This is a genomic window from Planktotalea sp., from assembly GCF_039984035.1.
In the GTDB taxonomy this organism is placed as follows: Bacteria; Pseudomonadota; Alphaproteobacteria; order Rhodobacterales; family Rhodobacteraceae; genus Planktotalea.
This window is the reverse complement of record NZ_JBDWVM010000133.1, coordinates 1-11494: the sequence shown is the minus strand read 5'-3', so window position 1 is coordinate 11494 and position 11494 is coordinate 1. Positions and strand designations below refer to the sequence as shown.

General features: G+C 55.8%; 13 protein-coding genes. 6 read left to right on the top strand and 7 right to left on the bottom strand.

Translation table 11 applies throughout. The features are described from left to right. Nucleotides 1–37: 37 nt before the first annotated feature. Nucleotides 38–991 carry a twin-arginine translocase subunit TatC gene (locus tag ABJQ89_RS06075; protein WP_348495373.1) on the top strand — a complete coding sequence of 318 codons (954 nt, stop codon included), beginning with the start codon at nucleotides 38–40 and terminating at the stop codon, nucleotides 989–991. Further along, entirely contained in the window at nucleotides 988–1827 is an 840-nt protein-coding gene (locus ABJQ89_RS06070; protein ID WP_348495372.1) for an ATP-binding protein, read from the top strand. The genes ABJQ89_RS06075 and ABJQ89_RS06070 overlap by 4 nt, the downstream gene beginning before the upstream one ends. Nucleotides 1828–1863: 36 nt before the next feature. Here ABJQ89_RS06070 and ABJQ89_RS06065 read toward each other — a convergent pair whose 3' ends face one another. From ABJQ89_RS06065 to ABJQ89_RS06050, 4 genes are all read right to left on the bottom strand, one after another. Beyond that, nucleotides 1864–3039 (bottom strand): peptidoglycan DD-metalloendopeptidase family protein, encoded by a 1176-nt coding sequence (locus ABJQ89_RS06065; RefSeq protein WP_348495371.1) that lies wholly within the window; start codon nucleotides 3037–3039, stop codon nucleotides 1864–1866. A gap of 66 nt (nucleotides 3040–3105) precedes the next feature. Then, complete coding sequence (locus ABJQ89_RS06060; RefSeq protein ID WP_348495370.1) at nucleotides 3106–3747, bottom strand: protein-L-isoaspartate(D-aspartate) O-methyltransferase; 642 nt, start codon at nucleotides 3745–3747, stop codon at nucleotides 3106–3108. Beyond that, nucleotides 3744–4526: a 5'/3'-nucleotidase SurE gene (gene surE, locus ABJQ89_RS06055; RefSeq protein ID WP_348495369.1), complete on the bottom strand. Its 783-nt coding sequence runs from the start codon at nucleotides 4524–4526 to the stop codon at nucleotides 3744–3746. Before surE ends, ABJQ89_RS06060 begins: the two co-directional genes overlap by 4 nt. Before the next feature lie 134 nt (nucleotides 4527–4660). Then, entirely contained in the window at nucleotides 4661–5413 is a 753-nt protein-coding gene (locus ABJQ89_RS06050; RefSeq protein WP_348495368.1) for a helix-turn-helix domain-containing protein, read from the bottom strand. A 107-nt stretch (nucleotides 5414–5520) separates the two neighbouring features. On the opposite strand from ABJQ89_RS06050, the gene ABJQ89_RS06045 reads away from it, so the two are divergent. Continuing rightward, nucleotides 5521–5946, top strand: coding sequence for a hypothetical protein (locus ABJQ89_RS06045; RefSeq protein WP_348495367.1), 426 nt, complete (start codon nucleotides 5521–5523; stop codon nucleotides 5944–5946). Nucleotides 5947–6026: 80 nt separating this feature from the next. On the opposite strand, the gene ABJQ89_RS06040 is transcribed toward ABJQ89_RS06045, so the two are convergent. The 3 genes from ABJQ89_RS06040 to ABJQ89_RS06030 form a co-directional block, all read right to left on the bottom strand. Next, nucleotides 6027–6668 (bottom strand): SDR family oxidoreductase, encoded by a 642-nt coding sequence (locus ABJQ89_RS06040; RefSeq protein WP_348495366.1) that lies wholly within the window; start codon nucleotides 6666–6668, stop codon nucleotides 6027–6029. A gap of 50 nt (nucleotides 6669–6718) precedes the next feature. Further along, on the bottom strand, nucleotides 6719–8176 hold the full coding sequence (gene purF / locus ABJQ89_RS06035; RefSeq protein ID WP_348495374.1) for an amidophosphoribosyltransferase: 1458 nt from the start codon (nucleotides 8174–8176) through the stop codon (nucleotides 6719–6721). A 204-nt stretch (nucleotides 8177–8380) separates the two neighbouring features. Further along, the gene (locus tag ABJQ89_RS06030; RefSeq protein WP_348495365.1) at nucleotides 8381–9268 is read right to left on the bottom strand and encodes a helix-turn-helix domain-containing protein; all 888 of its coding nucleotides are present in this window, start codon (nucleotides 9266–9268) and stop codon (nucleotides 8381–8383) included. Nucleotides 9269–9402: 134 nt separating this feature from the next. Between ABJQ89_RS06030 and ABJQ89_RS06025 the strand changes: the two genes are divergently transcribed. The 3 genes from ABJQ89_RS06025 to ABJQ89_RS06015 all read left to right on the top strand — a co-directional run. After that, nucleotides 9403–10440 (top strand): TRAP transporter substrate-binding protein, encoded by a 1038-nt coding sequence (locus ABJQ89_RS06025; RefSeq protein ID WP_348495364.1) that lies wholly within the window; start codon nucleotides 9403–9405, stop codon nucleotides 10438–10440. Nucleotides 10441–10454: 14 nt separating this feature from the next. Next, entirely contained in the window at nucleotides 10455–10967 is a 513-nt protein-coding gene (locus ABJQ89_RS06020; RefSeq protein ID WP_348495363.1) for a TRAP transporter small permease subunit, read from the top strand. After that, on the top strand, nucleotides 10957–11494 hold a 538-nt coding region (locus ABJQ89_RS06015; protein WP_348495362.1), incomplete at its 3' end, for a TRAP transporter large permease subunit. The genes ABJQ89_RS06020 and ABJQ89_RS06015, both read left to right, overlap by 11 nt.

The following is an 11494-nucleotide window of genomic DNA, read 5'->3' as shown; positions in this document are numbered from 1 at the left end:
GAAAAAGACCGCCTCTAAAGCGGCGAAGGATACATAAATGAGCCAGACCGACGAAGTTGAAGAAAGCACAGCCCCGTTGATCGAACATCTGGCTGAGCTGCGCACACGGCTCATTCGCGCGGTCGGTGCCTTTATCGTCGGTATCGTGCTCGCCTTTGTTGTGGCTGAGCCGATCTTGGAATTCCTGCTTGCGCCGATTGAAAACACGTTGCGCGATTTGGGCGATCCAAACCCAACGCTGCAATATACATCGCCGCAAGAGTACCTCTTTACCCTGTTCCGCATTTCTATGGTGTTTGGCTTTATCCTCGCCTTCCCTGTGATCGCGTTTCAACTTTGGCGCTTTGTTGCGCCGGGTCTTTATAAGACAGAGCAGAACGCGTTTTTGCCGTTCTTGATTGCTTCGCCTGTGATGTTCCTACTCGGCGCGTCGTTTGCGCAGTTTGTTGTGACGCCGCTTGCGATGAACTTCTTCCTTGGCTTTGCGGATATCAGCTCCATCTTCACGGGGCTTTTAATGAGCGTCGGGGGAAATATCCCGCCCGCTGAAACACTGCCACCAACGGGTGGACTGTTTACAGAGCCGCCAGTTGATAGCGAGGGTGTGCGCATTACCTTCTTTGGTAAGGTGAACGAAAGCCTTGATATCACACTGAAATTCATCATCGCCTTTGGCATGTGTTTCCAACTGCCAGTGTTGTTGACGCTCATGGGCAAAGCTGGACTTGTCAGCGCCGATGGCCTAGGCGCGGTTCGCAAATACGCGATGGTTGGCATCTTGCTGTTGGCAGCGCTCGTGACACCGCCAGACGTGATCACTCAACTTATCCTCTTCACAGTTGTTTATGGCCTTTATGAGGTGTCCATTTTCCTTGTGCGCCGCGTTGAAGTGCGCCGCGATGCGAAGCTGCGGGCCGAAGGATACTTCGACGACGAAGAAGATGCTGACGAAGATCTCGTCAAGGAGTTCGACGAGGAGAACGACAAGTGAGCGAAGAGCTGACGCGTATTGCAGAGGCGTTAGAGCGTCTCGCGCCTGTGCCTTTGGCTGCCCCTGATCTGTCCTCTGCGGATGCCTTTGTCTGGCAGACCGAGCCTGACGCTTTGGTGCCCGTGCCTGAAGTGAACCGCGTTGCGCTTGATCTTCTGGTTGGCATCAACCGTTCCCGCGATACGCTTTTGGCCAACACACGCCAATTCGCGAAGGGGTTTCCCGCCAATAACGCGCTGCTCTGGGGCGCGCGGGGCATGGGGAAATCCTCACTCGTGAAGGCGGTTCATGGTCAGTTGATCAGCGAAGGGCTTGATCTCAAGATTGTTGAGCTACAGCGCGAAGACCTGCCCAGCGTCGCGCGTTTGCTCAAGTTGCTGCGCGGCGCGCCACAACGTTTCTTGCTGTTTTGTGACGATCTGTCGTTTAGCCATGATGATGAGCACTATAAATCGCTCAAGGCGGTGCTGGATGGTGGTATTGAAGGGCGCCCAGATAATGTGCTGCTCTATGCGACGTCCAACCGCCGCCATTTGATGCCGCGCGATATGATCGAAAACGAACGTTCCAGCGCCATCAACCCCGGTGAAGCGGTGGAAGAGAAGGTGTCGCTGTCAGATCGCTTTGGTCTGTGGCTGGGCTTCCATCCTTGTGATCAAGACGACTACCTTGCCATGATCGATGGCTATTGTGCGGCAGCTGGCCTGAGCATCGATGCAGATGTTCTGCGCGCAGAAGCGATTGAATGGCAAGCCACACGTGGCTCGCGCTCCGGCCGCGTGGCATGGCAGTTTTTCTGTGATTTGGCAGGACGGCACGGTACCCAAATTTCCTAAGAAATCTGGGTTACGCACCTCAATTCAATCTGTTGATTACTGCAGGTACGGCAGTGGATCGACGCTGTCGAAGCCTTTGCGCACTTCAAAATGCAAGAAGTCAGAGCTGCCCGCACGCACGCTGGCGATCTGTTGACCGCGCGAGACGCTATCGCCCTTTTTCACCTTCAACCCATCTACGTTTGCGTAAACGGTTAAAAGGTTGTTGGGGTGCTTCACAACAATGATCGGCAAGTTGTCTGTGTTTTCGGTGATCGCTGCGACGGTACCAGCGGCGGCGGCTTTCACAGATGTTCCCGCGGATGCGCCAATGCCGATGCCGTCATTCTTGCCCTTGTTGTACTCGCGCACGATGGGGCCTTGCACGGGGAAGGTCATTTCAGCGGTCTTTGTCGCGACAGTTGGTTTCGCAAGAACAGGGGCAGGGGGCGTTTCAACGGGCGCGGCTGCGACTGGCGTTTCTTCCTGTGGCAATGGTTTGGTCGCTGAGGGCGGTGTAGGCGTTGGCGAACCTGCGCCCGGGGTGGTTGTTGCGGCCAGAGGCGCTATGCCTGCAGAATTGCTCTGCGCTTGAGAGACTGGGATCAGTAAATATTGCCCTTCGCGCACGGCGAAGTCGGTGCCGAGGCCGTTCCAATCCGCGAGCGAGCGGACAGAGACGTTATAGAGGCGTGCGATGGTGAACGCGGTTTCGCCGCGCGCAACTTGGTGGCGCACAGGTTCGGGGCCTGCCGCAGTAGCCGCAGGCAATGCGCTGGTGGACACAGGTGAGCTGTCAATCGCGCCCTGTGCAAGGGCTGTGATGTCTACCGCACCTGGCGCTGTCGTTGATGGGGCTGGAGACGCTATGTCCAAGCTGGACACTGGGTTGCGCAGGGCCAGAACTTCGTCTTTGCGCAGTTTGGTGTCTTGGGACAGGCCATTGTAGCGCGCCAGCTCTGCTGGATCGGCGCCAACCCGCGCAGCGACGTCTGCGACTGTGTCGCCGCGCTGCGCGACAGCTACTTGATAGTTGGGATATGTGATGACGCCATTTGCATCTGGGCTTGGCCGCGATTGTGTGGCGTTGATGGCTGCGTCGGTGGTGTCGAACTTGTTGCCAAGACCCCCGCGAAAATCCAAATCAAACCCGTCAGTACAAGCACTTAGGGTGATTAAGGCGGTGCCACATAGCACAGCGCGCAAGGAACGGTTGCTTGCAAAAATCGTCATCTCGAATGTCCTCAAATGCGCTGCGTTGATCACAGCGTCCTGAAACTTTGCGCCCTTATAACAGATTTATCCGTCGCGTCCCAGCCCTTCGATAAGCGGAACAAAGCGCACGGGGCGCAATTCGTCGTATTCAAAGCCGCTCTCATGGCGGGTGACGCGAATGAGGCTTTGAACCGCGTCTGATTGGCCGACAGGAAGGACCATAATACCGCCCACCTTAAGCTGCGCGAGCAGCGGCCCAGGGGGGTCTTCCGCAGCGGCGGTGACTAGGATGCGATCAAAGGGGGCTTGGTCCGGTAAACCGTGGCTGCCATCGGCGGTAAAGGCGGTGATGTTGGTCAGGCCAAAGTCATCAAAAACGGCGCGCGCCTCGCTCACAAGACGCTTGTGGCGATCAACGGTGTAGACACGGCGCACAATGTGGCTGAGCACGGCTGCCTGATAGCCGGAACCTGTTCCGACCTCCAAAACGGTATCCCGCGGGCCTGCCTTTAGCGCTTGCGTCATCAGACCAACCACCGAAGGTTGGCTAATGGTTTGCCCACATGGGATGGGTAGGGGCATGTCCTCATAGGCGCGTTCGGCAAAAAGTCCGCGAATGAACGCAGCGCGATCGACCTTTTCCATCGCCGTGAGAACGGCCTTGTCCGTCACGCCCTTAGAGCGCAGCGCAAAGAGAAATTGCATGAGGGTTGAGGCGTCGGTCATAGGGTCTCTGCAAACCCGTCGAGCACATCATGCGCCGTAAGATCGGCGCGCATGGGCGTGACCGAGATATAACCGTCAAGGTTAACCGCTGCATCGCTCCCCTCCGCAGGACGCGCGCGTTGATCACCGCCTTTGATCCAGAGGAACTGTTTGCCTGATGGCGACGTCGTGGGCTCAACGGCAAAGTTGATGTCAGGGCGTCGACCTTGGCGCGCAGTTTTCACACCTAGGACGTCGCTTGCGGGAACTGGCGGAAAGTTCACATTGAACAGCAGGCGATAGTCACCTTGCGCTTTTGGCACTTGCGCCAAGATCCTGCGCACAACGTCTGCGCCGTGCACGCCTGAGGCTTCGAACGGATCATCTATACTTGCGTTGTCTGGACCGAAATATTGCGACAATGCGATAGAGGTCACCCCTTGCAACGCGCCTTCGATTGCAGCGCCAATGGTGCCAGAATAGAGCGTGTTTTCAGCCGAGTTATTGCCGCGGTTGACGCCAGATAGGATCAGATCAGGGCGGACATCTGTCATAACGTGATGCAGGCCTGCAAGAACGCAATCCGCAGGAGAACCTTCTACAGCGTAGCGCCGTGGTTCAAGCTCTGAGATCAACATTGGCTTGGTGTAGCTGATGCAGTGACCCACGCCTGATTGCTCAAACGCGGGGGCAACGACCCAGACCTCACCCGTGTCACCAGCGAGTTCATGGGCGATCTTTTCGAGCACTTTGAGGCCCGGTGCATTGATCCCGTCGTCATTGGTGATGAGAATGCGCATATCTGCCCCTTTATCCGCTTTTAAGATGCATAGTGGAGGGGCAAGGGGGCGTAAAGGCTTAAGGCGTTTCGCTTGAGGCTTCGATCATTTCTAGGTGCTCTTGCTCGGGTTCAATTGGTTCAACCTGAACCGGATTAATCCTCCTCAAACATTGCTTTCAGAGCGGTCTCCGTGCTCGCGTCCAGAGGGAAGAAAAGTTCAATTTTGAGTTCTTCCAGAGCGATGTCTTCTGCAGTGCCAAATTGCGCAATCGTGCCAAACATCGCTAGGCGTTGATCCCCAATGCGAAAGACCGTCGGCACTATCGGGCCTGTGTTGCTCCCGATCTGTGCATGCTCTGACAGTGCGACGGCGGCTGCGTCCAGTTCAGCTACACCGCCCTGCGCTGCGCTTTCTGTTCTAAGGCGGAGCATGCTATGATAGGCCACTTCAGGCCAATTTTCGATCATTTCCCACATGACCGGGTTGTTCAAATTGTCTAGCAAACTACTGCCTTCAACCATCCCCAACATTCCAAACATTTTCCGTGCGGGTGCGTTCATTCCTGTTAAACTCCAAAGTCGGTCTATCGCGATGCCGGGGTAGGGCGCGTGGCGTTCAAGAGTGCGATCAATTGCGCTTTGCATCGGGATCATGTCTGCCTCATCCCAATTTCTCGTTTCGTAACGAGGGGTAAAACCCATAGCAGCAAGCATCTGATTTCGCGCGGCCAAAGGTACAGTTAAGGCTTCCCCCAGCTGAACGATCATTTCACGGCTCGGACGGGCGCGCCCAGTTTCAAGAAAGGAAATGTGACGCGCGCTTACGTTGGCTTCTAGCGCTAGATCTAATTGACTGAAGCGGCGTGTTTGACGCCATTGGCGGAGTTGATTTGAGAATTGGGTCATATCCTTAGCCTAGTCGTGAAAATGAATGAGGTCACTTACCTGCGAGGTAATTGTTTTGCATCAACTCAACATGTGAACAGAGCGCATGTCGCCAAAGGAGACCTGACATGACAAACGAACAAAAGAAAATGCGCACCAACGGAATAATTATCGCTGTCTTGGGAATAGCGCTTGCTGTCGCGACGTGGTCGCCGATTTACCCATTAGCACGGTTGTTTTTGAACTTGGCGCATTGGCCGTTTTCGACGGCGCCCGCTGTTCCTGATGCAACCATTCGCCTTATGCTCGCGATTGGCGGTGGGCTCACGGCGGGGATGGGCGCAATGGTGTGGACCGTCGGAACCGAGGTTATGCCAGTCGCCCCTCAAGCAGGGCGCAAAGTCATTTTGTATTCGGCGTGGTCATGGTTCATCTGCGATTCAACATTTTCGATTGTTGCAGGATCGCCTTTTAACGCCGTTCTGAACTTGATTTTTCTGGCGTTGATGCTTGGCGGGATCGATTTCAAAAATCGGAAGATCGCGCAGCAATAAGGCGCAGATCGCACAGTTACTCAGCCAATCTGTGTTGCGCGCCTGTCGTTACAGGGCGCGCATTTGGCTGAGAGCTTTTGTTATTTAACCAGCTTAGCAACCATTTCCGCGGCAATATCGCGGGGATGGGCGAGCGCATTGCGATCTTCACCGGGGTGGAAGCGCGAGCGGGTCGCTGTGGACATGGCAGGGGGCGTTTCAATCAGCACGCGTGGACCGGTTGAGGTGCTTTCAGCTGCCCATGCGCGGGCCAGCGTGATTTGCGCGGCTTTTGATGCGCTGTAGCAGCCATGGAATTTTGCACCCGTGGTTTGGTCGTCAAAGAACATCGCCGTGCCAGATTCGCCCAAAAGCGGGGTGATGTAGGGGATGAGCAGGCCCATGGAACCCGCGTTGATGGACATGGATTTCGCCCAATCCTTCGCGTCGATATGCGCAGCAGGTGTCAACGGCGCGGCATGCACTGCGCTGTGAACCCAAACATCGACGCTGCCCCAACGATCATAGATCGAACGGCAGAGCTGCGCCATTGCGCCCTCATTGGTGATGTCCATGGGCGCGAGCGTGGCTTGGCCACCCTTGGCTTGGATGCGATCGTCAAGATCTTCCAATGCGCCCGTTGTGCGCGCGACAGCGACCACGTGATGGGTGTCTGCCAGCGCTTCGGCCATAGCGAAACCAAGGCCTCGCGAGGCTCCTGTGACCAGTGCTATTTTGCTCATGTTCGGCATGCCTTCGGCGAAAGTTTATTTAGAAAGATGAAAGATAGCGGTTATTCCGCTGCTTTCAACTCAAAGCCTTTGTTGACCTGATCCGCTGGAATGACCGGATACTCACCAGAGAAACAAGCATCGCAATATTGCGGGCATTTCTTGTCGCGTCCCTTGGCTTCACCAACAGCGCGGTAAAGTCCGTCGAGCGAAATGAACTTGAGGCTATCCACCGTCAAATGTTCGCGCATTTCTTCTTCGGTCATCGTCGCGGCGAGCAGCTTGTCACGTTGCGGCGTGTCCACGCCATAGAAACAAGGCCAAGCTGTGGGGGGGGAGGCGATGCGGAAGTGCACTTCCGCCGCGCCAGCGTCCAAGATCATTTCTTTGATCTTGCGCGAGGTCGTGCCACGCACAACGCTGTCGTCCACAAGGATCACGCGTTTGCCTTTGATGAGCGCACGGTTCACGTTGAGCTTAAGGCGCACACCCATGTTGCGGATTTGCTCTGTTGGTTCAATGAACGTGCGGCCCATGTACTGGTTACGGATGATACCCATAGCGTAGGGAATGCCGCTTTCCTGCGAAAAGCCAATGGCCGCAGGCGTGCCGCTGTCTGGAACAGGGCAAACGAGGTCCGCTTCGACAGGGCTTTCCTTCGCGAGCTCGACGCCGATCTGACGGCGTGTTTCATAGACCGAGCGACCGCCAATGATGCTGTCAGGGCGCGAGAAATAAACATGTTCAAAGATGCAGAAACGCGAGGCTTGGCGACGGAAAGGGAAGTGGCTTTCGACGCCCTTGCTGGCGGTAATCACGACCATTTCACCCGGTTCAATCTCGCGCACATATTCTGCGCCGATGATGTCCAGACCGCAGGTTTCAGAGCTGAGCACCCAGCCGTCGCCTTCTAGCTTGCCGAGCACCAAGGGGCGCACGCCCAATGGATCGCGCACACCGATGAGTTTGGTGCGGGTCATGGCAACGATGGAAAACGCACCTTCAACGCGGCGCAGGGCATCTTCCATGCGCTCAGGAATGTTGCGCTGCAAGGAGCGGGCCATCAGGTGAATGATGCATTCACTGTCGGACGAGCTTTGGAAAATAGAGCCGCGCTCGATCAACTCTTTGCGCAGGGCTTCAGCGTTGGTGATGTTGCCGTTGTGTGCAATCGCTGCACCGCCCATGGAGAATTCGCCAAAGAAGGGCTGAACGTCACGAATAGCCGCGCCTTTTGAGCCAGCCGTAGAATAGCGCACGTGACCGATAGAAAGCGGACCGGGCAGCGTTTCCATCAAGGATGCTTTGGTGAAGTTATCGCGCACATAGCCGAAACGACGGGCGGAGTTGAAGCCTTCAACCGGATCGTGACTGACGATGCCGCCTGCCTCTTGTCCACGGTGTTGCAAGGCATGTAAGCCAAGAGCGACGAAGTTCGCAGCATCGGCAGCGCCGACAACACCGAACACACCGCATTCTTCTTTTAGCTTATCATCATCAAAGGGGTGGGCGGGGGGCATATGCTTGGACAAGGCGAGCAGCTCCAAATCCGATCTGGTGACATTTGGCCCCCTCTTAGAGGGTTGGAGTGCATATGTCACCCAATCTTTACAAACAAAAACGACGCAGGTGCGAAGTCGGGCGGCAAGCGTGCATTTGGTGGCATAAATACCTGTGTTTGTCGAAATTTTAGCGCAGGGTCGCTTTGCCCGAATTGGGCTGCGCTAAGACCGAGGCGCGAGATTTTTCCGATAAGATTGCGGCGTCGCGCCAAGGGTCGATTTGAAAGTCCGGCTAAAGAACGCCGCATCCCGAAACCCACATCTATGCGCGATTTCTGCGATTGTCAGGCCGGTGTATTCCAGCAGGCGCTTTGCCTCCAAAAGTCTGCGTTGCCGCACCAAACTGTTTGGCGGAGAGCCTAATATAGAGCGGCACAAACGCGTGAGATGCGGCGCCGATACGCCAACCTGCTGCGCATATTCGCCCACGGCCCATGGCTCTTGATAATGCTCTTCAAGAAGATTGCAGAAGGCTTCGATTTGCGCTTCTTGGCGGCCTGCATGCCCTTTTACATTCGCTTGTCTAAAGGCGCTTTTTTCGCGGCGGTTTCCCATGAGGTAAAGCATCATAAGGTTGACCTGCGCCGTAAGTAAATCAGTGCGGTTCGCGCTTAGATTATGAAAGCTTTGGCCGAGCTGCCCCATAACCGCCGCGACGCTTTCGAAGTTGCGCGTCTCACTTTCCGGAAAAACCATGTCCGTTTCCGCAGACATATGATCGAATTGCCTTTGGATATCAGTCGGCAATTCATCCAAGCGCAGGCTGACAACGTCGCCTAAGATGTCTTCCGCAAAGAGAAAGCCATGGGGGACGTTCGGCGGGGCGATCAGGATCATGGGTTCTGTGCTGGTGTGTTCGATGTCACCGATGCGGAAAAACACACCAGGGGAGTGGAATAGAAAAATCTGCCCCAGTCTTCGATGCCTGTGAAGTCGAATAGTCCAATCGTGACGACTGCTGCGTTCCTTAATGGTCTCATGGTGGATGGTCTCAGACAGGCCCCCTGCTAGAAGATCGCCGTACAATTCATAGCTTGGGATCGCATTCAACGTTTCGACCTTTCTCTGTGCCCGCGCTGAAATCTAGTGTGGATGATCGAATAGTGCAATTTTTTGTTTGTTTCGTCCATTTCCAGATTGCGTTGCGTCCGCAAATATACCGCTGCAATGACAGGGAGGACGTCATGACAATTTTTAAACCTACGAAGCTGGGGATTTACGCCAGCGCACTCGTGCTCGGCTTAACATCGGCTGCCAGCGCGCAAGAATTCACTTTTTCCATCCAACATTTCCTGAGCCCGAAAGCACCCGCGCAAGCGATGCTGATCGAACCTTGGGCCAAGGCTGTCGAAGAAGCCTCTGGCGGTCGCATCGCCTTTGAGATTTTTCCGGCGATGGCTTTGGGTGGCGCTCCGCCCGAGCTGTATAGCCAAGTGCGCGATGGGGTTGCGGATATCGTTTGGACCGTGCCCGGTTACACGCCCGGAACTTTCCCGCGTCTTGAAGTGTTCGAATTGCCGAGTGTTCACCTCGGGGATGCGCGCGCGACAAATTTGGCGATCCAAGACATGATGGACGTGCTGTCTGAAGATTTCAAAGATGTGCATCCACTGCTCGTTCATGTGCACACGGGTAATGCGCTGCATCTCTCCAGTGGCAATCTCACCAGTCTCGCGGATTTTGAGGGTCTAAAAGTGCGCAGCCCATCGCGGACGGGCGCTTGGATGCTGGAAGAAATGGGTGCGGAGCCTGTTGGCATGCCTGTTCCGGCCTTGCCACAAGCCTTGTCAAAAGGGACGGTTGATGCAGGGCTCGTCCCGTTTGAGGTCGCGATCCCCTTGGGCTTGGCTGATCTAACGGAGGCTTCCGTCGAATTGGCTGACGGTGCGCGCTTTGGCACTGCAACGTTCTTGTTTGCGATGAATTTGGACAGCTACAATTCGCTGCCAGAAGACTTGCAGCAGGTGATTGACGCGCAATCAGGCATGGCGATTGCTGCTGCCATGGGCGATGCGTGGAACAATATCGAACCTGTCGGCAAAAAGCGCGCGCTTGATGCGGGCAAGTCGGTGAGCGAGCTTTCAGCAGAGGCAACGGCCGAATTCGCAGCGCCCTTTGACGCGACGGTTGCCCGTTGGGTTGAAGAGGCGAGCGGCGCAGGCATTGACGCCGAAGCATTGCTGAGCAGTGCCCGCGCGGCGATTGCTGCAAACAGCAAGTAAAATAAGGAACGCGCATGTCCATCAGGGCCTTTCTCATCAAAATTATTAGTGGATGGGCCCTGTTTGGCGGCGCGTTGCTTCTCTTGATTGTTTTCGCCACCGCGATCAATGCGGCTGGCTTTACCGGCAATGCGATTGCCAAAACTTGGGGCGGCAACGTCTCGGGCTTGCCCGGCTATGAAGACGCGGTGCAGATGTTCATCGGCGTCGCAGCGCTTGCGATGTTCCCCTATGCGCAACTGCACAAGGCGCATGCGGCTGTCGATGTGTTCATGCAATATGCGCCAGATTGGGCGAACCGAGCGGTCGCAAACTTGTCAGGGCTTGTCCTCGCGGGGTTGACGCTTTGGATCGCATATATGTTGGTGATTGGCACCGCCGAAGTCAGATCAGACAACGTAGAAACAACCGTTTTAGGTTGGCCCGTTTGGATTTTCATGCCCTTCGCGGTCGTCTCTTGCATCCTGTGGTCGGGCGCTGCGCTGATCAATACCTTTGCTCCATTGGAGACTGCAGATGGAACGTGAAATGGTCGGCGTCTACGGGCTCGCTGCGTTGTTTATCCTAATCATGCTGCGGATTCCCGTGGCCTTGGCGATGCTGCTGACGGGCATTGTCGGAACATGGGTTCTGAGCCTCGTGTCGCCCTTTATCAAGTTCGGCCCTTACTTGCTCCAGTTCAAAACAGCGCTTTGGAACTCGGTAGCGAATTACGATCTTTCCGTTGTGCCGCTCTTTGTTTTGATGGGGTTTCTTGCCGCCGAAACGGGCCTGAGCCGCGATTTATTCCAAGGTCTCAGTGCCTTGACCCGTAAGGTCAAAGGCGGCGTTGCCATGGCGACCGTTCTGGCCTGCGCAGGGTTTGGCGCCGTGAGCGGCTCCTCCATCGCCACCGCCTCCACGATGAGCCGCGTGGCGCTACCGGAATTGCGCCGCTTAAAATATCACGAGGGGCTGTCGACAGGCGTCTTGGCGGCGGGCGGTACCTTGGGGATCTTGATCCCACCCTCTGTGGCGCTCGTGATTTACGCGATTGTGGTCGAAGCGCCGATCA